Raw genomic sequence first — 26,513 nt, 5'->3', positions numbered from 1 at the left:
CCGGCGTTACGCGTCGGCGGCAGAGCCGCCAACCCTACCCGGCGTCGTCATGTGAAGCTTATTCCGAACGGTAGTTCGGCGCTTCCTTGGTGATCTGCACATCGTGCACGTGCGATTCGCGCATGCCGGCCGAGGTGATCTCGACGAACTCCGCCTTCTCGCGCAGCTCTTCGATGGTGGCGCAGCCGCAGTAGCCCATCGACTGGCGCACGCCGCCGATCAGCTGGAAGATGATCGCCAGCACGCTGCCCTTGTAGGCGACGCGGCCTTCGATGCCTTCCGGGACGAACTTGTCGGCCTTGGCCGAGGCTTCCTGGAAGTAGCGGTCGGCCGAACCGTCGGCCATCGCGCCCAGGCTACCCATGCCGCGGTAGGACTTGTAGGTGCGGCCCTGGTACAGGATGGTTTCGCCCGGCGCTTCATCGGTGCCGGCGAACATGCTGCCCATCATGACGGTGTGCGCACCGGCTGCCAGTGCTTTCGAGATGTCGCCCGAGAAGCGGATGCCGCCGTCGGCGATGCACGGCACGCCGGTGCCCGCCAAGGCCTCGGACACGTTCGAGATCGCGGTGATCTGCGGCACGCCGACGCCGGCCACGATGCGGGTGGTGCAGATCGAGCCAGGGCCGATGCCGACCTTGACTGCATCGGCGCCGGCTTCGACCAGCGCCAGCGCGGCGGCCGCGGTGGCGATGTTGCCGCCGATGACGTCCACGTGCGGGAAGCGCTCCTTGATCCATTTCACGCGGTCCAGGATGCCTTGCGAGTGGCCGTGGGCGGTGTCGACCACCAGCACGTCCACGCCGGCAGCGACCAGCAGCTCGATGCGCTCTTCGTCGCGCGGGCCGACGCCGGTGGCGGCGCCGACCAGCAGCTTGCCTTGCGAATCCTTCGAGGCCAGCGGGTGCTCGTGTGACTTCTGGATGTCCTTCACGGTGATCAGCCCGCGCAGTTCGAAATCGTCGTTGACCACCAGCACGCGCTCCAGGCGGTGCTTGTTCATCAGGCGCTTGGCTTCAGCCGTGTCCGCGTCCTCCTTCACGGTCACCAGCTTCTCGCGCGGCGTCATCTTGGCGCGCGCTTCCGCGTCCAGGTCTTCCTCGAAACGCAGGTCGCGGTTGGTGATGATGCCCACCACCTGCGTGCCCTCGACCACCGGGAAGCCGCTGATGCCGTGCTGTTGCGACAGCGCCAGCACTTCGCGGATCTTCATGGTCGGCGGGATCGTGATCGGATCGCGCAGCACGCCTGCCTCGAAACGCTTGACGCGCGCCACTTCGCGCGCCTGGTCGGCCGGGCGCAGGTTCTTGTGGATGATGCCGATGCCGCCTTCCTGCGCCATCGCGATCGCCAGACGCGATTCGGTGACGGTGTCCATCGCTGCCGACAGCAGCGGAATGTTCAGCGTGATGTTACGCGTGAGCTTGGTGCGAAGGGAGGTTTGGGCCGGAAGAACGTTGGAGTAGGCCGGGACGAGCAGCACGTCATCGAAGGTGAGTGCTTTTTGGAGGAGACGCATAGTATTTCCTATAGGCGCAAAAGCAAATTATACAGAAAGTCTCCATGGCCGTCTCCGGGGTGGCCAAAATTATTATTGCTGGGCTGCACTTTGCGGTTGACTTCAGGCCGTGCGCATGGCGAAATCGGGCGCTCGACCAGGATTGCCGATCATGCCCCTTCACCGCCCTCGCGTGGCCGCCGCCACCTTCCTCCTTTCTCTGCTCGCCGCCGCCGGCGCCCAGGCCCAGTACGTCTGGATCGAGCCGAACGGCACGCGCCAGTATTCCGACCGCCCGCCGCCGCCCGGCACGCCGGCCAGCCGCATCCTGAAGGCGCCCGGCCGCGCCGTGCTTCCGTCTGCGCCTGCCGAGGAAACCGGGTCCAACGCAAGCCCCGCCGCCAAGCCCGCGCCGACGCTGGCCGAACGCGACGCCGCCTACCGCGAACGGGTCAAGGCGCGCAGCGAGCAGGAACGCAAGGACGAGGAAGCAGCGCGCAAGGGGCGCGCACTGGCCGAGCGCTGCGAGACGGCGCGCCAGAACCAGGCGACGCTGGCGTCGGGCACGCGCATCGCGCAATACGGGGCGGACGGCGAACGCCGCTATCTGTCGGACGAAGAGCGCGCCGAGCGCATGGCGCGCGCCAGCCGCGCCCTGCAGGAGTGCCGCTGAGCCAGGCCGCTGGAAGTCAGGCGCCCTGTGCCGCTTCCTTCTTGGCCGCGCGCTTGCGGCGCGAGTCCTTGGGATCGGCCACCAGCGGCCGATAGATCTCGACGCGGTCGCGTGCGCGCAGCACGGTGTCGAGCGTCTTTTTCTTGGCGTAGATGCCGACCGGCTGGGTGCTCAGGTTAATGTCCGGAAAAGCTTGCAGCACGCCGCTCTGCTCGATCGCTTCGCCGATCGTGGTGCCGGCCGCCACCTCGAGCGCACGCAGCCACTCCTGGCGTGCGGTGGCGTAGCAGACCATCACGCCGATGCGCCCGGCCACCGGTTGAATCTCTACATCAGCCATACACCGCCTCGGCCCGCTTGCAGAACGAATCGACCATGCTGTTGGCGATCATGCCGAACACCGGCCCCACGATCTGCGCCAGGATGATGCTGGAGAATTCGTACTGCAGGTCGAAATCGATCTTGCAGGCGTCTTCACGCAGCGACTTGAAAGACCACACCCCCTCCATCATCTTGAACGGACCGTCGACCAGGTGCATCTTCATCTGGGTCGGACGCTGGTTGTGGTTGGAGGTGGTAAAGCTCTGCTTCACGCCGTGGAAGTTGATCTGCAGGGAAGCGACCAGCTTGTCATCGGTGCGTTCGATGACATTCACGCCGCCGCACCAGGGCAGGAACTTCGGATAATCTTCAACCTTGGCCACCAGATCGAACATCTGTTCTGCGCTATAGCCGAGGAAAACTGATTTGTGCACTACTGCCATTGGTCAACCGTTTGTTATGATGTTGGTCAAGTTGCATGTCACGCCACCCCGGCGCGACAGCCGTAGTTTAACCGACACGCGAATTTTCGCCTTTTCATGAGTATCGCTGACAATAAAAAAGCATTTTTCGACTACTTCATCGAGGACCGCTACGAAGCCGGCCTGGTGCTGGAGGGTTGGGAAGTCAAAGCCATCCGCGAAGGGCGGGTGCAGATCAAGGAAGCTTACGTGCTCGTCCGCAATGGCGAGCTGTACCTGTTCGGTGCACACGTGAGCGCGCTCACCACCACCTCCACCTTCAGCCATCCAGAAGCACTGCGCTCAAGGAAACTCTTGCTGCACCGCGCCGAGATCGACAAGCTGATCGGCAAGGTGGAGCGCTCCGGCTACACGCTGGTGCCGCTCAACCTGCACTTCAAGAAAGGCCGCGTCAAATGCGAGATCGGCCTGGCCAAGGGCAAGAAGCAGCACGACAAGCGCGCCACCGAGCGCGACCGCGACGCCAAGCGTGAAGTCGCGTCGGCGATGAAGCAGAACCGCCGCTGATTCCTCCGAGGCGGCCTCGCGTCGTCGCCCTTCCCGTCCCTTAAAAAAAACGCGGCGCCATTTCCGGCGCCGCGCTTTTTCGTCTTATACCTTGGTAGTCGCCGGCGCGCGTGCGCTCAGCACGCTCAGGCGCCACGCCGCGAAGCTCAGCGCCAGTCCCACCGCGACGCCCAGCGCCAGCTTGAGCGCACTGCCGAACAGCAGCGGCGCCACCAGGCCCGACACCAGCGCGAACGACATCATCTGGATGAAGCCGACCATCGAGGCCGCCAGGCCGCGGTTGTTGAGGAACAGTGCCATCGCGGTCAGCTGGATCGCCGGCATCGCCACCGCCAGGCCGAAGGTGTAGACGAACAGCGGCAGCGTCGCCCACGGCACCGCAGCCTTGAACAGCGCGTTGTAGCCGACATTGAAGGCCACGCCCGCCGCCATCACGCCATAGCCCAGCCACATCATGCGCGCCGGCGTGCTGCCGTGGGCGCGCTTGCCACCCCAGGCCGAGCCCACCACCATGCCGCCGATCAGCGGGATGAACATCCAGGCGAAGGCCGTTTCGGGCAGGCCCAGGATCTCCATCACGAAGTTGGACTCCGAGCCGATTTACAGCGACAGGCCGCCGAAGGCCAGGCCGACCGCCAGCGACAGCAGCACGAACTGCGGATTGCGCAGCACCAGCAGGTAGTTGCGGCCGATCGTGCCCGGGTGGAAGGCTTGGCGCTTCTCGCGCGGCAAGCTTTCGTCCAGCAGCTTGAAGCACAGCGCGATCATCAGCGCGCCGAACAGCGCCAGGAACAGGAAGGTCGAGCGCCAGCCGAAGCTGACGTGCAGCCAGCCGCCCAGGATCGGGGCGATCGCCGGCGCCAGGCCGAACACCATCATGATGTGCGACATCATGCGCTGCGCCTGCGGACCGGCGAAGCGGTCCTGCACGATGGCCTGGCCGATCACCGAGCCGGCGCCGGCCGACAGGCCCTGCAGCGCGCGGAACACCAGCAGCCAGCCGAAAGTCGGGGCCCAGGCCGCGCCCAGCGACGCCAGCGTGTAGACGGTCAGCGCCACCAGGATCACGGGACGGCGTCCGAAGGTGTCGGACAGGGTGCCGTAGAACAGCATCATGAAAGCAAAGCAGAACAGGAACACGCTCAGCGTCTGCTGTACCGCCACCGGGCCGACTCCGTATTCCTGGCCGATGGCCGGCATCGAAGGCAGGTAGGTGTCGATCGCCAGGGCGCCGATCATGCCGAGGCAGGCGAGGATGACTGTAAGAATTCTTTGCATGGAACGGCGCTTTCGAGGTCAGACCCGGCGCCGCACGATGCGCGCCGAGGGGGACGGGATTGTACGCCATTCCACAATTAGTTTCTCAGCCGCCTCCTTTTTCGCCCTGCAGCGACATGCCGAAACGCTCGAAGCGCGGCAGCCAGTTGCCCAGGTAGTCGGCCGACACCAGCACCCGCACTGCCCGGCCGATCAATTTCTCGCGCGGCACCAGGCCGATGTAGCGCGAATCGCGGCTGTCGTCGCGGTTGTCGCCCAACATCAGATAATGGTCGGCCGGGACGTGCAACGGGCCGAAGTCGCGCCGCGCCGGCGCCTGCGGCAGCACCTGCACCCGTTGATGGCTGCCGGCCACGTGCTCGTCGAGGCGCAGCGCCGCCAGTTCCTGGCCGCCGGCGCGTTCGCGCACGGCTTCGATATCGGTATAGGTCGCCTCGACGCCGTTGATCACCAGGCGGTCGCCACGCATCTCGACCAGGTCACCCGGCAGCGCCAGCACGCGCTTGATCAGCCGGGTGCCGTCCTCGGGCGAGGCGAAGGTCACCACGTCCCCGCGCTCGGGCTCTCCGAGGCGCGCCACGCTCACGTCCGTCAATGGTATCTTCAGGTCGAACGCCACCCGGTTGACGAACACCACGTCGCCCTCGAGCAGGTTGGGCCGCATCGAGCCGGTCGGGATCGGGTTCCAGTCGGCCACGGCGGTGCGGAACACGCCGAACAGCAGCAGGAAGGCCAGGAAGCCCTTGTTGGCGCGCAGGAAAGTTTTCACGGATGACTCCTCGATAGCGTGGTTGGGTGCAACCGTTATACGCAGGCCTGCTTTAATCTTGCTTAAAATGCACGCAGCATGATCGGGCAAGGCGGCGCGCACGGTTGCGGAACATGTAACCACGCTGTCATATTCGACAACTACACTGCCTGCGCACAGACTTAGAGGCAGACCTGCAGACCAATGGACATGAAAAACAAGGCCATCGAGGCTGAACAGAAGATGCTCCCCGACGGCGGCGCCTACCTGAACCGCGAACTGTCGCTGCTCGAATTCAACCGGCGCGTACTGGCCCAGGCCGAAGACCCGGCGATTCCCCTGCTCGAACGGCTGCGCTTTTTATGCATCGTGGCCAGCAACCTGGACGAATTCTTCGAAGTGCGCGTGGCCAGCCTGCTGGCCCAGCACCAGATCGACCGCGCCGACGGCCTGCCCGACGGCCTGGCCGCCGACCTCGAACGCGCCAGCGCCGAGTGCCGCCACCTGATCGCGCGCCAGTACAGCCTGTACAACAACGAGATCACGCCCAAACTTTCGGAACACGGCATCCACCTGCTGCACCGCAGCGAGCGCAACGCGGCCCAACGCGCCTGGGTCAAGCAGTACTTCGACCGCGAGGTGCGCCCGCTATTGACCCCGATCGGCCTCGATCCGGCCCACCCGTTCCCGCGCGTGATCAACAAGAGCCTGAACTTCATCGTCGAGCTGGCCGGCAAGGATGCGTTCGGGCGCGGTTCGGGCATCGCCATCATGAAGGCGCCGCGCGTGCTGCCGCGCGTGATCCGCCTGCCGGACGAACTGTCCGACAAAAAAGGCGCGTCGTACTGCCTGCTGTCGTCGGTGATCCAGGCCCACATGGCCGACCTGTTCACCGGGCGCGAAGTGGTGTCGTACTCGCAGTTCCGGGTCACCCGCAACAGCGACCTGTGGGTGGATGAAGAAGAGGTCAAGAACCTGCGCCAGGCGCTGCAGAGCGAGCTGCATAGCCGCCAGTACGGCTTCGCGGTGCGCCTCGAAGTCGGCCGCGCTTGTCCCCCGCACCTGGCCGACTTCTTGTTGAACCAGTTCGACATCGACCGCAGCCGCCTGTTCACGGTGGACGGCCCGGTGAACCTGGGCCGCCTGCTGGAAATCGCCAACACCCACGACCAGGCCGAACTCAAGTTCCCGCCCTACGTCGCCAACTATCCGAACAAGCTGTCCGGCCCCGACCTGTTCGCCACGCTGCGCAAGCACGACGCGCTGCTGCACCACCCGTTCGAATCGTTCCAGCCGGTGATCAACTTCATCCAGTGCGCGGCGGCCGACCCGAGCGTGGTGGCGATCAAGCAGACCATCTACCGCGCCGGCAGCAATTCGGAACTGATGGAAGCGCTGATCGCGGCCGCGCGGCGCGGCAAGGAAGTCACCGTGATCGTCGAACTGATGGCGCGCTTCGACGAGGAGGCCAACATCAACTGGGCCGAGAAGCTCGAACAGGCCGGGGCCCAGGTGGTGTACGGCGTGGTGGGCCTCAAGACCCACGCCAAGATGGCGCTGGTGCTGCGCCGCGAGCCGGGCGGCCTGCGCCGTTATGCCCACCTCGGCACCGGCAACTACAACACCACCACCGCCAGGTTCTATACCGACTTCGGCCTGCTCACTGCCGACCCGGACCTGACCGCGGACGTGAACGAGGTGTTCATCCACCTCACCAGCATGACCCGCCCCAAACAGCTCACCAGCATCTGGCTGGCGCCGTTCTCGCTACACAAGGAAATCGTGCGCGCGATCCGCAACGAGACCGAGCTGGCGCGCGCCGGCAAACCGGCGCGCATCATCGCCAAGATGAATTCCCTGACCGACGAATCGGTGATCAAGGCCTTGTACGACGCCTCGAACGCGGGCGTCAAGATCGACCTGATCATCCGCGGCGCCTGCTCGCTGCGGCCGGGCGTGGACGGCATGTCCGAGAACATCAAGGTGCGCTCGATCGTCGGGCGCTTCCTGGAGCACACCCGGATCTACTACTTCCGCAACAACCTGAAACACGATATGTATTTGAGCAGCGCGGACTGGATGAACCGCAACCTGTTCCGCCGGGTCGAAGTGGCGTTCCCGGTGCGCGCACCGGCGCTCAAGCGGCGCGTGATGCGCGAGGGCCTGCATCCCTATCTGAAGGACAACGTCAACGCCTGGGAACTCGCTTCGGACGGACGCTACCGCCGGCGCAAGGCGCGCGGCAAGGGCGCCGACTACAGCGCCCAGCAGGCGCTGATGGACATGCTCGGCGCTGCAGCAGTAGCAGCAGCCGCCGCCACCGACAACGCCAACAACAAGAAAGAAGACCATGGAGCTGATCCTGTGGCGCCACGCTGAAGCCGAGCCGCACGACCCCGAGCGCGACCTGCAGCGCGCCCTGACCCCGAAAGGCATGCGCCACGCGGCGCGCATGGGGGCCTGGCTCGATCGCAAGCTGCCGAACGACTGCCGGGTGCTGGTGAGTCCGGCCACGCGCTGCATCCAGACCGTGGATGCGCTTGGGCGGCGTTACAAGATCGTCGAGGAGCTGGGACCGGAATCGACGGCGGAAGCGATCATCGCCGCGGCCGGCTGGCCCGAGCACCGGCAGCCGGTGCTGGTCGTCGGCCACCAGCCGTTGCTGGGCCAAGTGGCGTCGCTGGTGCTGTGTGGGGGCAAACAGGACTGGCGCATCCGCAAGGCCGCGGTGTTCTGGATCGAGCACAAGGAAAGCGACGGCGTGCCCTACATCCGCCTGGTGGCGGGGCCGGATGTGATCGGCAAATTACGCTGACAGGCACCTGTCCGTTGAACGCGTGGACGGGGAACGCGACTGTGCCCCGGTCCACCCTACGTACATCCGCGTAGGGTTGGCGGCTTCGCCGCCGACGCGTCGATTGTTAACGGTTCCGATGTCGTGCCGGATGATCTTGACGCTAACAATCGCCGCATCGGCGGCATAGCGCGGGGCCGCCGAGGCCAACCCTACCGGACCTGGAATCCTATTCCGACGTCACCCCAGAAACACTCCTCCTTCTCGAACCACGGCGCCAGCGTCGGATGCCTGGCCAGCAGCTCGCGCGGCAGGTCGATCTCGATGCGGCCCTTCATGCGCAGGCGCAGGCCATCCAGGTCGTTATCCGCGCGCGCATGCATCAGCACCACCGCCAGGCGCAGCGCCAGCACCGCGCGCGCCAGGTCGGGCTCCACCAGCGCTTCGCGGATCTTGCGCAGATTGCCTTTCTGCCCCAGCACGAAGGTGGCCAGCATGCGCTGCTCGCGCGTGGTGAACCCGCCCAGGTCCGCGTGCTCGACGATGTAGGCGCCATGCTTGTGCGCCCCGCTCATCGAGATCGCCAGCCCGGTCTCGTGCAGCATCGCGCTCCAGGCCAGGTAGTGATGATGGTTGTCGGCCTGCGGCTGCAGGCGTTCGTACAGCAGCGTGGCGATGCCGGCGGTGCGCAGCGCGCGCTGGGTGTCGACCCGGAAGCGTCCCATGAACGCGCGGATCGCGGCGTCGCGCCGGTCGCGCCGGTTGGCGCGCAGTTCCAGGTCCGACAGCACGCCCAGGCGCAGTCCGGCGTTGATCGCCTGCAGGCGCTCGACCTTCAGCTCCTGCATCGCGCCGATCAACACCGTCAGCCCGCCCACCATCACCGGCACCCGCTCGCGCTTCACGCCCGGCATGTTGAAGGCCTCGACGTGGCCCAGTTCGAGCAGGATGTCGCGCAGCGCGTGCAGGCTGGCCTGCGACACGGCGCCGTCGCCGATCGCGTTGCGCGCGATGACTTCGGAGATCGCGCGCATGGTGCCGGAAGAGCCATAAGCCGCGTCCCAGCCCTGCGCCTGGTAGGCCGCAGCGGCGTCTTCGAAACGGGCGCGCGCGGCGGTGACGGCGGCGTCGAAATTGCGCGCCGTGATGCGACCGTCGGCGAAATAGGCGCGCGTCTGCGGCTGGGTGCCGATGCCGAACGACTCCACCAGCTGGATCTCTGCGCCCGTCCCGGCGATCACCTCGGTCGAACCGCCGCCGATGTCGACCACCAGACGCCGCTCGTCGGGGCGCTCGATGGCGCGCGCCACGCCCATGTAGATCAGGCGCCCTTCTTCCTCGCCCGAGATGATCTCGATCGGATGGCCGATCGCCTGCTCGGTCAGCGGCAGCAGCACGTCGGCGTTCTTCGCCACGCGCATGGTGTTGGTCGCAACGACACGCACGGCGTCGAGGCGGTATTCGTCGAGGATGCGGCGGAAGTCTTCCAGGCAGCGGATCGCGCTGCGCATGGCGGCGTCGCTGAGCATGTTGTCGCTGTCGAGCCCCGCCGCCAGGCGGATCGGGTCGCGCGCGGTGCGCACGATGTGCATGCGCCCGCCCGCGGGTTCGCCGATGTGCAGGCGGAAGCTGTTGGACCCGAGGTCGACTGCTGCAAACATGTGGCCCTTTCGAAGATGTTCAGGCGCACGCGACGGCGCCGATGTCGAGGCGCCAAGTATACAGCCTGGACCGGGTGGGGCCAACTGCGGCGCGTGGCGAACGCGCCGGCGTGAAAGGAAATGTGGTGTACAGGCCCCGCTCAACGCCGCGCGGGCTGGCGCCGCAAACCGTACCAGAAGCACAGCAGCGCCGGAATGCCGAGCGTCACGGCCGACACCAGGTCCCAGACGCCGTCGCCCAGCAGCGCCGAGATCAGGCCGATGGTGGTGAGGATGGCGAGCACGATCGGCGCGCCCCAGATCTGCATCGGGGTCTTGCTCATGACGCCTCCTGTCCGCGCGCCAGCGCCGGCACGTCGCCGGCCGTCATGGTCTTGGCCGCTTCGGCCTTGGCAGCCGCCTTGGCCGCCTTGCCGCGCTTGAGCCACAGGTACAGCCCGGTCGCCAGGATCACGATGGTGGCGATGTCGAGCAGCGCCCACAGCAGCTTCAGCGGCTGGCCGCCGTAGTCGCCGAAGTGCAGCGGCTGCGACACCAGCAGCGCGGTCAGGTACCACGGCAGCTCCGGCGCGTCGGTCAATTCGCCGGTGTGGGCGTCGACCAGCACCGGACGGTACAGGCGCGAGCTGAAGGCTTCGCTGCCGTTCATGAAGATGCCGTAGTGGTGTTCGCTGCTGAAGTCGGTGCCGGGGAAGGCGACGAAGGCCACGCGCATGCCGGGCAGCGCCTTCTTCGCGGTCTCGATCGCGTCGTGCACCGAGGCCGTATGCGGCAGCGGCGCCTGGCCTTCGTACTTGTGCAGGATCTGCGCCAGCTCGTTGTTCTGGTAATACTTGAGCAGCAGGTCGCCCCAGGTGTTGATCACGCCGGTGGCGCCGACCACCAACAGCCAGACCATGGTCACGATGCCGAGCATATTGTGCATGTCGAGCCACTTGAGGCGGCTGGAACGCTCGCGCCGCACGGTGCCGAAGTCGAGTTTGCGCATGAAGGGCGCGTACAGCACCACGCCGCTGACGATCGCCACCAGCAGCAGCAGGCCCATGAAGCCGAGGAACAGCATGCCCGGCAGGCCCATGAACAGGTCGACGTGCAGCGCCAGCATGGTCGACATGAAGGCCCCGCCCTCGAACGCCGGCTCGGTGATCACCTTGGTAGTGCGGGCGTCGACCGCGATCGGCTTGTAGTCGTGGTCGTGCATGTGGTCGGCCAGCGTCACGTTCCAGATCTCGGGCACGTCGGCTTCCTGCGAGATGAACATCGGCTTCTTGCTCGGATACAGCTCCTTGGCCGAGGCGATCACGGCGTCGACGTTCCCAGGCGGCATCGGCGTGGACAGCGCCGGCGGCTCGACTTCATTGCCGAGCAGGTGGGCGATTTCGTGGCTGTAGATCAGCGGCAGACCGGTCAGGCACAGCAGCAGCATGAAGACGGTGCAAACCAGGCTGCTCCACTTGTGGATCCAGCCCCAGCGGCGCAGGGAGACGGGCGACATGGCGATAGAGAGAAATACGGACCACGAATAATAATCGTTCTCATTTACATAATCAAGCATGAGGTCTAGAATGCGCGTTTGCAGCATCACTATTCACGTCGCATAAGAAGAGCAACCTCATGAAACCGCAACGCTTTGCCCGCACTCCCCTCGCCCTGGCCGCCGGCCTGCTGGTTGCCAGCACCGCCCTCGCCCAGAACACGACTTCCGAACCCATGTCGACCGTGGTGGTCAGCGCCTCGGCCGACGCCTCGGCGCAGGGCCTGCCGGCGGTCTACGCCGGCGGCCAGGTGGCGCGCGGCGGACGTCTGGGCTTGCTGGGCAACGTCGACATCATGGACACACCGTTCAACAGCACCAACTACACCAGCGCCCTGATCCAGGACCAGCAGGCGCGCAGCGTGGCCGACGTGGTGCAGAACGATCCCTCGGTGCGGGTGGCGCGCGGCTTCGGCAACTACCAGGAGCTGTACATGATCCGCGGCTTCCCGGTCGGCTCGGACGATACCGCGTACAACGGCCTGTACGGCCTGCTGCCGCGCCAGTTCGTGGCGACCGAACTGGTCGAGCGCGTGGAAGTGCTGCGCGGCGCGCACAGCTTCATCAACGGCGCCGCCCCGGCCGGCGGCAGCATCGGCGGTTCGATCAACCTGCTGCCCAAGCGCGCCCCGAACACGGAACTGAGCGAAGTCACGCTCGGCGTCGAGAGCGGCGGCCAGGGCTACGGCGCGCTGGACCTGGGCCGCCGCTTCGGCGAAGAAGGCCGCGCCGGCGTGCGCGTCAACGTCGTCCACCGCGAAGGCGACACCGCGGTCGACCGCGAACGCCGCGAACTGAGCGTCTATTCGCTGGGCCTGGACTACCGCGGCCGCGGCTACCGCCTGTCGGCCGACGTCGGCCACCAGGACCACCAGCTGGACAACGCCCGTCCGAGCGTGACGCTGGGCGCCGGCGTGCCGATGATCGCGGCGCCGAAGGCCGACCGCAACTTCGCCCAGCCGTGGACCGTCTCGGAAGAACGCCACACCTTCGGCACCGTACGCGCCGAAGTCGACCTGGCCAGCGGCGCCGTCGCCTGGGCGGCGGCGGGCGCGCGCAACGGCCAGGAGTACAACGAGCTGGCCTCGATCACGGTCAACAACGCCAACGGCGACGGCACCATGAGCCGCTTCGACAACATCCGCGAAGACCAGGTGCGCACCGGCGAAGTGGGCGTGCGCGGCGAACTGCGCACCGGCGCCGTCAAGCACATGCTCAGCGCCTCGGCCTCGGGCTTTCATTCCGAGTCGCGCAACGCCTACGGCATGAGCGACTTCGCCGGCTTCGCCTCGAATGTCTACGCGCCGCGCGACGTGGCCGCGCCGTCATCCGCCTTCTTCACCGGCGGCGACATGATGAATCCGCTGGTGACCGGCAAGACCATCCTGTCCAGCCTGGCCATTGCCGATACGCTGTCGTTCATGGACGACAAGGTGCTGGTCAACGTCGGGGTGCGCCACCAGCGCCTGAAGGACTTCAGCTACGACTACAACACCGGGCTGGAAAACGCCGGCTACGAAGCCAGCGAGAACACCCCGTTCGCTGCGGTGGTGTTCAAGCCGCGCAAGGACCTGTCGCTGTACGCCAACTACAGCGAAGGCCTGCAGCGCGGCCAGGAAGCGCCGGGCCGCGATCCGAACAACCCGGGCGCCGTGCTCAACCCGGGCATCAAGACCGCGCCGTACGTGTCGCGCCAGCGCGAGATCGGCGCCAAGTACGACAGCGGCCGCTATGGCGTGAGCGCCGCGCTGTTCACCACCAGCCAGCCGAGCGCCTACCTCGAGAACCGCGTGTTTGGCGTCTTCGGCGAGCAGCGCAACCGCGGCCTGGAACTGTCGGTGTTCGGCAATCCTGTGCGCGGCCTGCGCCTGCTGGGCGGCCTGACCCTGCTCGACGCCGAGCAGCGCCGCACCCTGAACGGCACCTACAACGGCAACGACGCCATCGGCGTGCCGGAGACGCAGCTGAACATCGGCGCCGACTGGGACGTGCCGAACGTCGAAGGCCTGTCGCTCAACGCGCGCACCGTGTACACGGCGAAGCAGTACGCCGATGCCGCCAACACCCAGCAACTGCCGTCGTGGACCCGCGTCGACCTGGGCGCCACCTACCGCACCCGCTTCATGGAGCGCGAACTGACCGTGCGCGCACGCGTCGACAACGTCGCCGACCGCGACTACTGGGCGTCGGCCGGCGGCTACCCGGGCTCGGGCTACCTGGTGCTGGCCGCGCCGCGCACCTTCACGCTGTCGGCGACCGTCGGCTTCTAAGCCGGCACGCGATACGCGTCGGCAGCGAAGCTGCCAACCCTGCAGTCTGGCGTAGGGTTGGCAGCTCCGCTGCCGACGCGTTGCGACGCTCGCACGCAGCAACGCATGACTTACTGCGCCTGCAAATCGTCCTTCACGGCATTGCGCGCCATGCGATCGACCACGCCGGGCGCGATCAGCTTGAGCCAGCGTCCCAGCTTTCCGGGCGCCGTCATCACCACTTCACGCTGGCGCCGCGCCAGTGCCGCCAGGATCAGGCGCGCGCACTCCTCCACCGGCATCGCCTTCTCTTCCTTCAGCGCGCTGACGCCCGCCTCTTCGCCGCGCGCTTTGAAACCGCGCTGGCGGATGCGCGTCGCCACCACGCCCGGATAGGCGACCGTCACGCTCACCCCGCTCGGGGCCAGCTCCACCCGCAGCGCCTCGAAGAAGCCGCTCAGCGCGAACTTGGTGGCGCAGTAGGCGGTGCGGCCCGGCACGCCGACCAGACCGGCCAGCGACGACACCGCGACGATGCTGCCGCGTGAGTCCTTCAAATGAGGCAGCGCGGCCTGGGTGCACCAGACGCTACCCCACAGGTTCACCCGCATCAGCTCCTCGTACCAGCCCAGATCGTCGACCTCTTCGAACAGCGCGTGCGCCGAGCGCCCGGCGTTGTTGATCAGGACGTCGATGCGCCCGAAGCGCGTCATTGCGGCGCGGATCAGGCGCCGGCAGTCTTCCTGGATGGCGGCGTCAAACGCCACGCTCAGCGTCTGCGCGCCCAGCGCCTGGCACTGGCCGGCCACGGTGTCGAGCAGCGGCGCGCCGCGCGCGCCCAGCACCAGCGCCACCTGCGCGCCTTCGCGCGCGGCCAGCTGGCGCGCCATCTCGGCGCCGATGCCGTCCGATGCGCCGGTGATGACCACAACGCGTGTCATCGCTGCGCCTTCACGATCTGCAGCGCGCTCGCGATCACGGTGCTCATGTCGCCCAGGTTGGCCGGCACGATCAGGGTATTGTTGGTCTTGGCCAGGTTGGCGAAGGCGTCGACGTAGTGCTCGGCCACGCGCAGACTGACCGCATCCAGTCCGCCCGGCGCGCTGATGGCGTCGCCGACCTGGCGCAGCGCGGTGGCGCTGGCTTCGGCCAGGGCCACGATGGCGGTGGCCTCGCCGTGGGCGCGGTTGATCGCCGCCTGCTGCTCGCCTTCCGAGCGCGCGATCGCCGCTTCGCGTTCGCCGCTGGCGATGTTGATCTGTTCCTGGCGCCGGCCCTCGGAGGCCGCGATCAGCGCGCGCTTGCCGCGTTCGGCCGTGATCTGGGCCTGCATCGCCTGCAGGATCTCGGCCGGCGGGGTCAGGTCCTTGATCTCGTAGCGCAGCACCTTGACGCCCCAGTTGGCGGCCGACTCGTCGATCGCGTTGACGATGGTGGTATTGATGTGGTCGCGTTCCTCGAAGGTCTTGTCCAGCTCCATGCGCCCGATCACCGAGCGCAGCGTGGTCTGGGCCAGCTGGGTGATGGCCTGGATGTAGTTCGACGAACCGTACGAGGCGCGCATGGCGTCGGTGACCTGGAAGTACAGGATGCCGTCCACCTGCAGCTGGGTGTTGTCCTTGGTGATGCAGACCTGCGGCGGGACGTCGAGCGGGATCTCCTTCAGGCTGTGGCGGTAGGCGACGCGGTCGACGAACGGCACCACGATGTTCAGGCCCGGCGCCAGCGTGGCGTGGTACTTGCCGAGGCGCTCGACCACCCACGCGTTCTGCTGCGGTACCACGTTGATGGTCTTGAAGACGAAGACCAGCGCGATGACGAAGATCACCAGCGCGACGGTGCTGAAGGACAGTTCCATGTACATCCCTTTCTTGTTGTGTGCGTTGTTGCGATTGCGGTTGCTGCTTCCGGTTCAGTGCCGGGCCACGATCAGGACGTTGCCACGCACTTCGACGACGCGGTAGTCGCCCGGCGCGGGTTCCGGCCCGTCCTGCAGCTCGACGTCCCACAGCGCGCCGCGGTACATCACGCGCGCGCGCCGCTCGTGCCATTGCGACACGCTGATGCGCGCGCCGATGTCGAGATTGACGTTGGGGTCGTTGGCCGCATCGCCGCGGCGCGTGCGCGCGAAGCGGCTGCGCCGTAGCGGCACGGTGGCCAGCACGCCGACCAGGGCCGCGGCCAGGGTCTGCAGCGGGCCACTGGCCCCGATCCAGGCGGCGAGCGCCCCGGCCAGCAGGCCGAGCGCGATCATCAACAGATAGAAGGTGCCGATGAACAGCTCGGCCACCACCAGGATGCCGGCGCCAATCAGCCAGTAGCTCCAGTCGGACATGCGATACGTCTCCTTGTTGTCGTGATGTTGTCGTTGCGGTGAAATGAAAAAACCCCCGCTACCCGGGATGGGTAGCGAGGGTTTTGCAGCACCGGACGGTCGGTGAAAAGTCGGTTTGTCCGGTATGCGCGTCATTGCCGCCAGTGTAGCACCGGCGGCGCGCAGTGTGCGGCTTGTGCAGGGTCCGGTTACGAGGCCTGGTTCGCCGCCAGCTTCTGCCAGGTCTCGATCACCGAGTCCGGATTGAGCGACATCGACTCGATGCCCTGCTCCACCAGCCACTCGGCGAAGTCGGGATTGTCCGACGGCCCCTGGCCGCAGATGCCGACGTACTTGCCCTTTGCCTGGCAAGCCTTGATCGCCAGCGACAGCATGGCTTTCACGGCCGGGTCGCGCTCGTCGAAGTCCTTGGCCAGCAACTCCATGCCGGAGTCGCGGTCCAGGCCCAGCGTCAGCTGGGTCAGGTCGTTGGAGCCGATCGAGAAGCCGTCGAAGTACTCCAGGAACTGCTCGGCCAGGATCGCGTTGGACGGCACTTCGCACATCATGATGACGCGCAGCCCGTTTTCACCGCGCTTCAGGCCATACTTGGCCAGCAGGCCGATCACCTTCTCGGCCTGGCCCAGGGTGCGCACGAACGGGATCATGAGCTCGACGTTCGTCAGGCCCATCTCTTCGCGCACGCGCTTCATCGCCAGGCATTCCATCTCGAACGCTTCGGCGAAGTCCTCGGCCAGGTAGCGCGCCGCGCCGCGGAAGCCCAGCATCGGGTTTTCTTCGTCCGGCTCGTAGCGCGAACCGCCGATCAGCTTCTTGTACTCGTTCGACTTGAAGTCCGACAGGCGCACGATCACCGGCTTCGGCCAGAAGGCGGCGGCAATGGTCGCCACGCCTTCGGCCAGCTTGTCGACGTAGAACGCGCGCGGCGAGGCGTGGCCGCGGGCCACCGATTCCACCGCCTTTTTCAGGTCGGCGTCGATGTTCGGGTACTCGAGGATCGCCTTCGGGTGCACGCCGATGTTGTTGTTGATGATGAACTCGAGGCGTGCCAGGCCGACGCCGCCGTTCGGCACCGACTGGAAGTCGAAGGCCAGCTGCGGGTTGCCGACGTTGAGCATGATCTTGGTGGGGATCGGCGGCAGTTCGCCGCGCGAGACTTCGGTCACCTCGGTTTCCAGCAGGCCGTCGTAGATGCGGCCTTCGTCGCCTTCGGCGCACGAGACGGTCACAAAAGTGCCGTCCTTCAGCACGTCAGTGGCGTCGCCGCAGCCGACCACCGCCGGCACGCCCAGTTCACGCGCGATGATCGCCGCGTGGCAGGTGCGGCCGCCGCGGTTGGTGACGATCGCCGAAGCGCGCTTCATGACCGGCTCCCAGTTCGGGTCGGTCATGTCGGCCACCAGCACGTCGCCCGGCTGCACGCGCTCCATCTCCGACGGGTCGGTGATCACGCGCACCGGACCGGCGCCGATCTTCTGACCGATCGCGCGGCCGTGGGTCAGCACGGTGCCGGTGCCCCTCAAGTGGAAGCGCTGCTGGGCGTCGGTCGCCTTCTGCTGCGATTTGACGGTTTCCGGGCGCGCCTGCAGGATGTACAGCTTGCCGTCGCGGCCGTCCTTGCCCCACTCGATGTCCATCGGACGGCCGTAGTGGTTCTCGATGATGACGGCGTACTTGGCCAGTTCGACCACTTCCTCGTCCTTGAGCGAGTAGCGGTTGCGCAGTTCGATCGGCACGTCGACGGTCTTGACCGAGCGGCCGGCCTTGGCTTCGCTGGTGAACTCCATCTTGATCAGCTTGGAGCCGATGTTGCGGCGGATGACCGGCGACTTGCCTTGCGCGAGCATCGGCTTGTGCACGTAGAATTCGTCGGGATTGACGGCGCCCTGCACCACGGTCTCGCCCAGGCCATAGCTCGACGTGATGAACACCACATCCTTGAAGCCCGACTCGGTATCGATGGTGAACATCACGCCCGAGGCGCCGGTGTCGGAACGCACCATGCGCTGCACGCCGGCCGACAGCGCGACTTCGGCGTGGGTGAAGCCCTTGTGGACGCGGTACGAGATCGCGCGGTCGTTGTAGAGCGACGCGAACACGTGCTTCATCGCTTCCAGCACGTTGTCGATGCCGACCACGTTCAGGAACGATTCCTGCTGGCCGGCGAACGAGGCGTCCGGCAAGTCTTCGGCGGTCGCCGAGGAGCGCACGGCGAACGAGACTTCGGTCTCGGAGCCGGCCACCAGCTGCTCGTAGAAGGCGCGGATTTCCTGTTCCAGGCGCGGCTGGAACGGGGTCGCGACGATCCATTCGCGGATTTCAAGGCCGGCGGCGGCCAGCGAGCGCACGTCGTCGACGTCCAGTCCTTCGAGACGGGTCGCGATGCGCTGGCCGAGCGACGGACCGGCGTCCGCGCTGTGGTCCAGGAAGTCGCGGAAGGCGTCGGCGGTGGTGGCGAAGCCGGTCGGCACGCGCACGCCGGCGCCGGCCAGTTGGCTGATCATTTCGCCGAGCGACGCGTTCTTGCCGCCGACCGACTCGACGTCGGTCATGCGCAGGTTCTCGAACGAGGCCACGTAGGTCCGTTCGGCGCCGGTCTGACCGTCGGGGGTCAATGCTGGAGTAGCGAGGTTAGTCATGGTAAAACACCCTTACTTGATGATGGAAATTTGTTGGGGCATCGGCTGGGTGCGGGGACTGTTCTTGTTATTCTGGCCCGCGTGCAGCACAATGCCAAACCCGTTGCAGAGCATTTTACCCCGCGACAGGGTGATGTGCAGCGCACTTTTGATGTTACTTTGTCAGCATTCAGTTATCCATATCACATGACCGACGATCTCCTGAGCGATCCCACCCCGCCTTCCGCCCCCACGCCGCGCACGGTATTTTTCGTCTCCGACGGCACCGGCATCACGGCGGAGACCTTCGGCCATGCGGTGCTGAGCCAGTTCGAGATGCGCTTTCGCCAGATCCGGCTGCCGTTCATCGACTCGGTCGAGAAGGCGCACGACGCGGCGCGCCGCATCAACGAAAGCTTCGCGCGCGACGGCCAGCGTCCGATCGTGTTCTCGACGCTGGTCAAGCACGAGCTGTCGAGCGTCCTGCGCGCGGCCAAGGGCATGCACATGGACCTGTTCCAGACCTTCGTCGCGCCGCTCGAGCAGGAACTCGAGGTCAAGTCGACCCACACGATCGGGCGCATCCACAACGCGGTGGACAGCGAGGAATACAAGAACCGCATCGAAGCCATCAACTTCTCGCTGGCGCACGACGACGGCCAGTCGCACAAGAACTTGGCCGAGGCAGACGTGATCCTGGTCGGCGTCTCGCGCTCCGGTAAAACGCCAACGAGCCTCTACCTGGCGATGCAATACGGCCTGAAGGCGGCGAACTACCCCTTGATCCCCGACGACTTCGAGCGCGGCAAGCTCCCGTCTTCGCTGCCCCCGTTCAAGGCCAAGCTGTTCGGCCTGACGATCACCCCCGAGCGCCTGTCCCAGATCCGCAACGAGCGCCGCGCCGGCAGCAAATACGCTTCGCTGGAAAACTGCCGCTACGAAGTCAACGAAGCCGAGCACCTGATGCGCCGCGAGGGCATCCGTTGGCTCTCGTCGACGACAAAGTCAATCGAAGAAATCGCCACCACCATCCTCCAGGAAATCAAACCTGACCGCCGCGAATACTGACCGCCTTTCAAATAGGGTCAGAGTAAAATTGTTGAGCAATATCTCCAGAATACGGCGCATAAGCACTGTACGACGCTTAACTTTCCTAATGGCTCTTGCAAAATAATTAGGGTCAGAGTCGAATCAAATGGCAACTCTTAAAGTTGTCAAACAATTCGACTCTGACCCTATTTGTTTGGGGTGGGCTTTAGTGGCCATTCTGATGGGTGCTGGCAATAGCGTGTGAAGGTGCAATTGTTTTTGAATTGATAGCGCTAACTCGACCGTGAAACAATGAGGGTCAGTGTCAAATTATTGACCAATATCCTTAAGACACGGAACCGGAGAATTTATCGCTGCGCAGCTTAACTTACGACTATTGCAAAATAATTAGGGTCAGAGTTGAATTAAATGACAACTTCAAAAGTTGTCAAACAATTCGACTCTGACCCTAATTGGAGCGGTTAGAAGAATTGGCGCCAGTCGGCGAGCCAGGCGGGGAAGGCGGCGGCTTCCATGGGGTTGGCAATGTGGTAGCCCTGGGCGTAGGTGCAGCCGAGGCTTTGCAGGAAGTCCCAGTCCTGGCGGGTTTCGACGCCGACGGCGACTGACATGCGGTCGAGGCTGTGCGCGAGACCCAGGCAGGATTTCAGGACCGTGCCCAAGGGGCGGCGTTTCGAGGCGCCGTCGACGAAGCTGCGATCGATCTTCAGTTCGGTGAAGGGAATGCGTGCCAGCAGCTGCAGGTTGGATCTTCCTGTGCCGTAGTCGTCGATGGCCAGGCCGAAGCCCATCATGCGCAGGCGCACCAGGCGTTCGATGAAGTCGGGGTCGGTGTTCAGCACCGAGGATTCGGGGATCTCGAAGGTGACGTAGTCGGGCAGGATCTGGTGGCGGGTCAGGCACGCTTCGATCTGGCGCATGAATGCGGGATGGGCCAGCGTCTCGGGGGCGGTGTTCAGCGAGATCGGGACCGGGATGCCGCGCTCCGCGAACCAGCGGCAGCGCTCGACCGACAGCTCGATCATGCTCCAGTCGAGGAAGTCGATGCGGCCCTGCTCTTCCAGGGCGTCGATGAAGGACGATGGGCCCAGCACGCCGTGCTCGGGGTGGCGCCAGCGGGCGAAGGCTTCCAGGCCCTTGACCTGGCCGGTCGCCAGTTCGATCTTGGGCTGGAAAAACGGTTCGAACTGGCGCTTCTGCAGGCCGATGCCGATTTCCTGGAACGTGAAGCGTGGGCCGCCTGGAGGACGCGCGGGACGCGACAGCGGCGTGTAGTGTTCCAGCAGCGGCTTGAGCTTGGCGGCGGTGACCGGACGCGCGATGGTGCCGAGCAGGTCGACGCCGTGGGCCTGGGCCAGGGTCTCAACCGAGAACAGCAGCCCCGCGCTCTGGCCGCCGGTGACGATCAGGCGCGCGCTCGCGCCATGCTGGCCGAGATGGCGGATCAGGTCCAGCGCGTCCATCCCCGGCAACTCGAGGTCGACGATGGCCACGTTGATAGCCAAGCTCGCGGCAGGGTGCAGGCCCGATTCCAGTGCCTGCAGGGCGGTCGGCCCGTCCGGTACGTCGGTGACGCGGCTGGCGCCGAGCTGGCCCAGCATGTCGGCCAGCGCCCTGCGGCCGGCCGGATCGGCTTGCGCCACCAAGAAATGCAAATGCGCGATATCCATCGATGCTCCAGGTTCCCAGCCGCTAGCCTACCGCGAAGGCGGGGGCGTCGTCTATGCCTGTCGCTGGCGCAGCGCTTCGAAGAAGCACACGGCGGCGCAGGCGGCGACGTTCAGCGACTCGACCTGGCCCGCGTGCGGCACCACCACCCGTTCGGTCGCCAGGTGCAGCAGTTCGTCCGACACGCCCTGCCCTTCGTGGCCCAGCACCCAGGCAACGGGCCCACGCAGGTCGAGCGCGTACAGCTGGCGCGCGGCGTAGCCGCTGGTAGCCAGCACCGGGATCGTCGCTTCACGCACCAGCGGCGCCAGCTCGACGTGCTCGAAGATGTCGAGCACGAAGTGGGCGCCCATCGCGGCGCGCAGCACCTTGGGCGACCAGCAAAAGGCGGTGCCGGGGCTGCAGTACACCTGCTTGACGCCGCTGGCAGCGGCGCTGCGCAGGATCGAGCCGACGTTGCCGGGGTCCTGCACGCCGTCGAGCAGCACGGCTGCTTCGACCAGCGCCGGTGCACGCGAAGGCTGCGGCGTGGCGATCACGAACAGCAGGTGCACGCCGTGTTCGACCTGGCTGACGGCGTTGAACAGCGCGTCGGGCAGCGCGGTCACCGGCGCGTTCAATGCGTCGCAGCGCGCGACGATGGCCTGCACCTCGGCGTTGCCGAGCGCCCCTTCCGACACCACGCAGTGCACCGGCGCGCCGCGCAGGTCGAGCCAGGTCTGGCACAGGTGCACGCCGTCGAGCAGGCTGCGGCCGGCCTTGCGCCGCGCCTGCGAGCTGGTCGCCAGCGCTTTCAGGTCTTTATAGAACGCGTTGTCGCGCGAGCTGATTATTTTCATCGTTGTCTTCATGCTGCCACGGGCAGGTCGGTGCTGGTGGCAACGCTGGTGGTGACGCTTGCATCCCCGAACAGGTCGACCTGCAGCAGCCCGCGCACCGGCGCGAACGAGCGGCGGTGCGCGGGTGACGGACCGTGCAGGCGCAGGCGTTCCAGGTGCAGCGCGGTACCGTAGCCCTTGTGCTGGTCGAAGCCGTATTGCGGATAGAGGCCGTGCAGGCGCACCAGCGCGGCGTCGCGCGCGGTCTTGGCCAGGATCGAGGCCGCCGAAATCGCGTTGACCTTGTCGTCGCCCTCCACGATCGCATGCGCGCGCACGCTCATCTCGGGGCAGCGGTTGCCGTCGATCAGGGCGACCGTCGGCAACGTCGACAGCGCCTCGACCGCGCGCCGCATGGCCAGCATGGTCGCCTGCAGGATGTTGATGCTGTCGATCTCTTCGCACGAGCATTCGGCGATGGCCCAGGCCACCGCGTGCTCGCGGATTAGAGGCGCCAGCTGGTCGCGTTTCGCTTCGCTCAGTTTCTTGGAGTCGCGCAGGCCGTCGATCGGGCGGCGCGGATCGAGGATCACCGCCGCGGCGAACACCGGGCCGGCCAGCGGACCGCGTCCGGCCTCGTCGACGCCGCAGACGATATCGTCCACGGTGAACGGCCGGCCACGCGTCGGCAGGCCGGGATACAGATTGGCTTTCTTGTTTCTCATGTCAGTACCAGTTTCAGCGCCCGATCACGCGCAGCACGGCGTCGGCGCTCTCCTGCGCGCTGTTGCGCAGCAGGCTGTGGTGCATGTCGGTGAAGCGCTGCGCCAGGCGCTCGCGCCCGGCCGTGTCCTGCAGCTGCCGCCACACGGCGTCGGCCAGCGCCTGCGGCGTGGCCGCGTGCTGCAGCAGTTCCGGCACCACGAATTCGCGTGCCAGGATGTTGGGCAGGCCGATCCATGGCTGGTAGCCCATGTGGCGCATGATCTCCCATGAGGCGCGCATCACTTTATAGGCAATCACCATCGGCTTCTTGAACAGCGCCACTTCGAGGGTCGCGGTGCCGGAAGCGACCAGCACCGCGTCGGCGGCGGCGATCGCGGTGTGCGAACCGCCGTCGACGATCTGTAGCGCGACATCGGCAAGGCCGGCCTGCCTCACGATGTCATCGAAGTAGGCACGCTGACGCTCGCCCGCCATAGGCACCACGAAGCGCAGGCCCGGATCGCGCGCAGCCAGCAGCTTCACCGCGCGCACGAACGGCTCGGCCAGGTATTTCAGCTCGCCCATGCGGCTGCCCGGCATCACGGTGACCACGCGCGCATCGGCAGCAAGGCCAAGCGCACGGCGCGCCGCGGCCACGTCAGGTTGCAGGGGAATGGTCTCGGCCAGTGGATGCCCGATATACGTCACAGGCACGCCGGCGTCGCGGTAGATCGCTTCTTCGAACGGAAAGATCACCAGCATGTGCGACACGGCGCGCTGGATCTTCTTGATGCGGCCACCGCGCCAGGCCCAGATCTGCGGCCCGATGAAGTGCACGGTCGGAATGCCGGCATTGCGCAGCTGTTCTTCCAGCCCGAGATTAAAGCCCGGATAGTCGGCGCCGATGAAGGCGGCCGGACGTTCGGCCAGCAGCCGGTCGCGCAGCCGGTTCTGGATGCCCTTCAGTTCGCGGTAACGGGGAATGACTTCGAACAAGCCGCGCACGGTGAGCGTGTCCATCGGGACGTCGCTCTCCATGCCCTGCTCGATCATGCGCGGACCGCCGATGCCATGGAAACGCGCGCCCGGCAGTTGCGGGCGCAATCCGGCCAGCAGGCGCGCGGCAAGCATGTCGCCCGACGCCTCGCCGGCGACCAGGGCCAGCGAAACATCGGCCTGGGACATATCAGCGGACGATGCCACGGGAAGCCGTGCCCAGGAAGTCGCGCAGCAGTCGGATGTCGGCAGCGGCCGCCGGCAGGCGCTCTTCCTCGGCCTGCAGCGCTGCCTTGGCTTCTTCCAGCGTCAGGTTGGAGCGGTACAGCAGTTTATAGGCACTGCGGATCCCGTCCAGCTGCTCGCGCGTAAACCCGCGGCGCTTGAGACCTTCGAGATTCACGCCGCGCGCGCCGGCCGGATTGCCCGACACCAGCACGTACGGCGGCACGTCCTGCGTCAGGCTGGTGTACATGCCGACGAAAGCGTGGGCGCCGATCTTGCAGAACTGGTGCACGCCGGCGTAGCCGGACAGGATCGCCCAGTCGCCCACGTGCACGTGCCCGGCCAGCTGGGCGTTGTTCGAGAAGATCGTGTTGCTGCCGACCTGGCAGTCGTGCGCCAGGTGGACGTAGGCCGAGATCCAGTTGTCGTTGCCGAGGCGCGTGACGCCTTCGTCCTGGACGGTGCCCAGGTTGAAGGTGACGAATTCGCGCACGGTGTTGCGGTCGCCCACTTCGAGGCGGGTCGGCTCGCCCTTCCACTTCTTGTCCTGCGGCGCGGCGCCGATCGAACAGAACTGGAAGAACTTGTTGTCCTTGCCGATCGTGGTGTGGCCTTCGATGACCACGTGCGGGCCGACGACCGTGCCGGCGTCGATGCGCACGTTCGGCCCGACGATCGAGTACGGTCCCACCTCGACCGAGCTGTCCAGCTCCGCCTTGGGATCGACGATCGCGCTCGGATGGATCTTGCTCATGGCGTTTCCTTACTGCGCGGCTGCAGGCGCGGCGGCGGTGCCTTCGTTGGCGCGAATGGTGCACATCAGTTCACCCTCGACCGCGACCTTGCCGTCGACGCTGGCCACCGCCTTGTACTTCCAGATGCCGCGCGAGACGCGCAGGATCTCGACTTCCATTTTCAGCTGGTCGCCCGGTTCGACCGGACGCTTGAAACGCGCGTTGTCGATGCCCACAAAATACACCACCGAATTCTCGTCCGGCTTCACGTCCATGGTCATGAACGACAGGATGGCCGCGGTCTGCGCCATCGCTTCGATCATCAGGACGCCCGGCATCACCGGCTTGTGCGGGAAGTGGCCGTTGAAGAATTCTTCGTTGACGGTGACGTTCTTGATGGCGGTGATGCGCTTGCCGATCTCGACGTCCAGCACGCGGTCGACCAGCAGCAGCGGATAGCGGTGCGGCAGGTATTCCTTGATCTGGTTGATGTCGAGGGTCTTCAGTTCTGGAGTGGTCATTTTTCTTCTGTGAGAGTCTTGATGGTTTTCTCGAGATTGCGGATCTTGGCCCGCATGGCGTCGAGGTTGCGCACGATGGCGGCGCTGCGTTCCCATTCGGCGTTCTTGGCCAGCGGGTAGAAGCCCGTGTACTGGCCCGGCTCGAGCACCGAGCGCGAGACCATGCTGCCCGAGGAGATGTGGACGTTGTCGGCGATTTCCAGGTGGCCCAGCACCATGGCGGCGCCGCCGAAGGTGCAGCGGCTGCCGATCTTGGCGCTGCCGGCCACGCCGACGCAGCCGGCCATCGCGGTGTGCGCGCCGATCTGGCAGTTGTGGCCGATCTGGATCTGGTTGTCGAGCTTGACGCCGTCGGCGATCACGGTGTCGTCCAGCGCGCCGCGGTCGATGGTGGTGTTGGCGCCGATGTCGACGTCGTCGCCGATCAGCACGCGGCCGGTCTGCGGAATCTTGATGTACACGCCGCCTTCGACCGCGAAGCCGAAGCCGTCGGTGCCGATCACCGCGCCCGAATGCAGGATGCCGCGCTTGCCGATGCGGCAGCGCGCGTGGAAGGTGACGTTCGCGAACAGGTGGGTGCCGTCGCCGATCGCCGCTTCACGGCCGACGAAGCAGCCGTGGTCGATCACCACGTGGGCGCCGATGATGGCGCCGGCTTCGATGGTCACGTGCGGGCCGACGTGGGCGGTTGGATCGACCGTCGCCGATGGGTCGACCACGGCGCTCGGGTGGATGCCCGGCGCCGGCACGTGCTCGGTAAACGAGGCGAAGTACTGGGCCACGCGCGCGAAGTAGGCGTAGGGATTGGTGGTGACGATGCGCACGCCGGCATAGGTCGCGGCCACGGTCGGATCGTCCAGCGGCGACAGGATCAGCGCCGCCGCCTGGCTCTGCGCGGCCAGTGCGCGCAGTTTGCTGTTGCTGAGGAAGCTGATGTGCGAAGCGCCGGCGCTGTCCAGCGGGGCGATCGCCTGGACCTCGAGGTCCGCATCGCCTATTAGCTGGCCGCCGAAGCGCTCGACCAAATCGCCCAGTCGAATGCCCATCATGGTGTTTCCTGTGTGCGTCAAAATATGAGTCAAAACGTGGTGTCGCGCG

26 protein-coding genes are annotated in these 26,513 nt (G+C 66.1%); 6 read left to right on the top strand and 20 right to left on the bottom strand.

Annotated elements, in window-relative coordinates:
* Positions 1–58 precede the first annotated feature (58 nt).
* The gene (gene guaB, locus QPK27_RS13755; RefSeq protein ID WP_290418815.1) at positions 59–1,519 is read right to left on the bottom strand and encodes an IMP dehydrogenase; all 1,461 of its coding nucleotides are present in this window, start codon (positions 1,517–1,519) and stop codon (positions 59–61) included.
* Between the two features lie 151 nt (positions 1,520–1,670).
* Here guaB and QPK27_RS13750 point away from each other — a divergent pair, with 151 nt between their 5' ends.
* Entirely contained in the window at positions 1,671–2,171 is a 501-nt protein-coding gene (locus tag QPK27_RS13750) for a DUF4124 domain-containing protein (RefSeq protein ID WP_290418814.1), read from the top strand.
* A 16-nt stretch (positions 2,172–2,187) separates the two neighbouring features.
* Here the strand turns inward: QPK27_RS13750 and QPK27_RS13745 are convergent, their stop codons facing one another.
* Positions 2,188–2,511: an RnfH family protein gene (locus tag QPK27_RS13745; RefSeq protein ID WP_290418813.1), complete on the bottom strand. Its 324-nt coding sequence runs from the start codon at positions 2,509–2,511 to the stop codon at positions 2,188–2,190.
* On the bottom strand, positions 2,504–2,935 hold the full coding sequence (locus QPK27_RS13740) for a type II toxin-antitoxin system RatA family toxin (protein ID WP_290418812.1): 432 nt from the start codon (positions 2,933–2,935) through the stop codon (positions 2,504–2,506). The genes QPK27_RS13745 and QPK27_RS13740 overlap by 8 nt, the downstream gene beginning before the upstream one ends.
* A gap of 96 nt (positions 2,936–3,031) precedes the next feature.
* On the opposite strand from QPK27_RS13740, the gene smpB reads away from it, so the two are divergent.
* A complete protein-coding gene (gene smpB, locus QPK27_RS13735) occupies positions 3,032–3,481 on the top strand; it encodes an SsrA-binding protein SmpB (protein ID WP_290418811.1) in 450 nt (149 codons plus the stop codon).
* Positions 3,482–3,565: 84 nt separating this feature from the next.
* On the opposite strand, the gene QPK27_RS25355 is transcribed toward smpB, so the two are convergent.
* The 3 genes from QPK27_RS25355 to lepB all read right to left on the bottom strand — a co-directional run bounded on the left by QPK27_RS25355 (position 3,566) and on the right by lepB (position 5,528).
* Positions 3,566–4,060, bottom strand: coding sequence for a hypothetical protein (locus tag QPK27_RS25355; RefSeq protein ID WP_308633488.1), 495 nt, complete (start codon positions 4,058–4,060; stop codon positions 3,566–3,568).
* Positions 4,061–4,081: 21 nt separating this feature from the next.
* Positions 4,082–4,759 carry a Bcr/CflA family efflux MFS transporter gene (locus QPK27_RS25350; RefSeq protein WP_308633487.1) on the bottom strand — a complete coding sequence of 226 codons (678 nt, stop codon included), beginning with the start codon at positions 4,757–4,759 and terminating at the stop codon, positions 4,082–4,084.
* An 85-nt stretch (positions 4,760–4,844) separates the two neighbouring features.
* Positions 4,845–5,528, bottom strand: coding sequence for a signal peptidase I (lepB, locus tag QPK27_RS13725; protein WP_290418810.1), 684 nt, complete (start codon positions 5,526–5,528; stop codon positions 4,845–4,847).
* A gap of 183 nt (positions 5,529–5,711) precedes the next feature.
* Here lepB and ppk1 point away from each other — a divergent pair, with 183 nt between their 5' ends.
* Together ppk1 and QPK27_RS13715 are read left to right on the top strand one after the other, a co-directional pair.
* Positions 5,712–7,886 carry a polyphosphate kinase 1 gene (gene ppk1, locus QPK27_RS13720; RefSeq protein WP_290418809.1) on the top strand — a complete coding sequence of 725 codons (2,175 nt, stop codon included), beginning with the start codon at positions 5,712–5,714 and terminating at the stop codon, positions 7,884–7,886.
* Positions 7,858–8,322, top strand: coding sequence for a histidine phosphatase family protein (locus tag QPK27_RS13715; protein ID WP_290418808.1), 465 nt, complete (start codon positions 7,858–7,860; stop codon positions 8,320–8,322). The genes ppk1 and QPK27_RS13715 overlap by 29 nt, the downstream gene beginning before the upstream one ends.
* Positions 8,323–8,513: 191 nt before the next feature.
* Here QPK27_RS13715 and QPK27_RS13710 read toward each other — a convergent pair whose 3' ends face one another.
* From QPK27_RS13710 to QPK27_RS13700, 3 genes are all read right to left on the bottom strand, one after another.
* Positions 8,514–9,962, bottom strand: coding sequence for a Ppx/GppA phosphatase family protein (locus tag QPK27_RS13710; RefSeq protein WP_290418807.1), 1,449 nt, complete (start codon positions 9,960–9,962; stop codon positions 8,514–8,516).
* Between the two features lie 140 nt (positions 9,963–10,102).
* Entirely contained in the window at positions 10,103–10,285 is a 183-nt protein-coding gene (locus tag QPK27_RS13705; protein WP_290418806.1) for a hypothetical protein, read from the bottom strand.
* Positions 10,282–11,457, bottom strand: a complete 1,176-nt coding sequence (locus tag QPK27_RS13700; RefSeq protein ID WP_290418805.1) for a PepSY domain-containing protein — start codon at positions 11,455–11,457, stop codon at positions 10,282–10,284. The genes QPK27_RS13705 and QPK27_RS13700 overlap by 4 nt, the downstream gene beginning before the upstream one ends.
* Positions 11,458–11,576: 119 nt before the next feature.
* Between QPK27_RS13700 and QPK27_RS13695 the strand changes: the two genes are divergently transcribed.
* Entirely contained in the window at positions 11,577–13,766 is a 2,190-nt protein-coding gene (locus QPK27_RS13695) for a TonB-dependent siderophore receptor (RefSeq protein WP_290418804.1), read from the top strand.
* Between the two features lie 110 nt (positions 13,767–13,876).
* Here QPK27_RS13695 and QPK27_RS13690 read toward each other — a convergent pair whose 3' ends face one another.
* From QPK27_RS13690 to ppsA, 4 genes are all read right to left on the bottom strand, one after another.
* Positions 13,877–14,686 (bottom strand): SDR family oxidoreductase, encoded by an 810-nt coding sequence (locus QPK27_RS13690; RefSeq protein WP_290418803.1) that lies wholly within the window; start codon positions 14,684–14,686, stop codon positions 13,877–13,879.
* Positions 14,683–15,603, bottom strand: coding sequence for an SPFH domain-containing protein (locus tag QPK27_RS13685; protein WP_290418802.1), 921 nt, complete (start codon positions 15,601–15,603; stop codon positions 14,683–14,685). The genes QPK27_RS13690 and QPK27_RS13685 overlap by 4 nt, the downstream gene beginning before the upstream one ends.
* 54 nt (positions 15,604–15,657) lie before the next feature.
* Positions 15,658–16,080, bottom strand: a complete 423-nt coding sequence (locus tag QPK27_RS13680; RefSeq protein ID WP_290418801.1) for an NfeD family protein — start codon at positions 16,078–16,080, stop codon at positions 15,658–15,660.
* 188 nt (positions 16,081–16,268) lie between these two features.
* Entirely contained in the window at positions 16,269–18,719 is a 2,451-nt protein-coding gene (gene ppsA / locus QPK27_RS13675) for a phosphoenolpyruvate synthase (protein WP_290418800.1), read from the bottom strand.
* Positions 18,720–18,905: 186 nt separating this feature from the next.
* Here ppsA and QPK27_RS13670 point away from each other — a divergent pair, with 186 nt between their 5' ends.
* Positions 18,906–19,766, top strand: a complete 861-nt coding sequence (locus tag QPK27_RS13670; protein WP_290418799.1) for a pyruvate, water dikinase regulatory protein — start codon at positions 18,906–18,908, stop codon at positions 19,764–19,766.
* A 443-nt stretch (positions 19,767–20,209) separates the two neighbouring features.
* On the opposite strand, the gene QPK27_RS13665 is transcribed toward QPK27_RS13670, so the two are convergent.
* Genes QPK27_RS13665 through lpxD form a run of 7 tightly spaced genes read right to left on the bottom strand, consistent with a single transcriptional unit; the run spans position 20,210 to position 26,461 of the window.
* Positions 20,210–21,418, bottom strand: a complete 1,209-nt coding sequence (locus QPK27_RS13665; RefSeq protein ID WP_290418798.1) for an EAL domain-containing protein — start codon at positions 21,416–21,418, stop codon at positions 20,210–20,212.
* A gap of 51 nt (positions 21,419–21,469) precedes the next feature.
* The gene (locus tag QPK27_RS13660) at positions 21,470–22,255 is read right to left on the bottom strand and encodes an RNA methyltransferase (protein WP_290418797.1); all 786 of its coding nucleotides are present in this window, start codon (positions 22,253–22,255) and stop codon (positions 21,470–21,472) included.
* 8 nt (positions 22,256–22,263) lie between these two features.
* Positions 22,264–22,959, bottom strand: a complete 696-nt coding sequence (gene rnhB / locus QPK27_RS13655; RefSeq protein ID WP_290418796.1) for a ribonuclease HII — start codon at positions 22,957–22,959, stop codon at positions 22,264–22,266.
* 13 nt (positions 22,960–22,972) lie between these two features.
* On the bottom strand, positions 22,973–24,124 hold the full coding sequence (lpxB, locus tag QPK27_RS13650) for a lipid-A-disaccharide synthase (protein ID WP_290418795.1): 1,152 nt from the start codon (positions 24,122–24,124) through the stop codon (positions 22,973–22,975).
* Between the two features lies 1 nt (position 24,125).
* Positions 24,126–24,914, bottom strand: a complete 789-nt coding sequence (gene lpxA, locus QPK27_RS13645; RefSeq protein ID WP_290418794.1) for an acyl-ACP--UDP-N-acetylglucosamine O-acyltransferase — start codon at positions 24,912–24,914, stop codon at positions 24,126–24,128.
* Between the two features lie 9 nt (positions 24,915–24,923).
* Entirely contained in the window at positions 24,924–25,415 is a 492-nt protein-coding gene (gene fabZ / locus QPK27_RS13640) for a 3-hydroxyacyl-ACP dehydratase FabZ (RefSeq protein ID WP_290418793.1), read from the bottom strand.
* Positions 25,412–26,461, bottom strand: a complete 1,050-nt coding sequence (gene lpxD / locus QPK27_RS13635) for a UDP-3-O-(3-hydroxymyristoyl)glucosamine N-acyltransferase (RefSeq protein ID WP_290418914.1) — start codon at positions 26,459–26,461, stop codon at positions 25,412–25,414. Before lpxD ends, fabZ begins: the two co-directional genes overlap by 4 nt.
* Positions 26,462–26,513: the final 52 nt, after the last annotated feature.

Origin of the sequence: Massilia sp. YIM B02443 (genome assembly GCF_030411955.1) — a bacterium.
In the GTDB taxonomy this organism is placed as follows: Bacteria; Pseudomonadota; Gammaproteobacteria; order Burkholderiales; family Burkholderiaceae_D; genus Telluria.
Note: the sequence above shows the minus strand (reverse complement) of the source record. Positions and strands in the feature narration are given on the sequence as shown.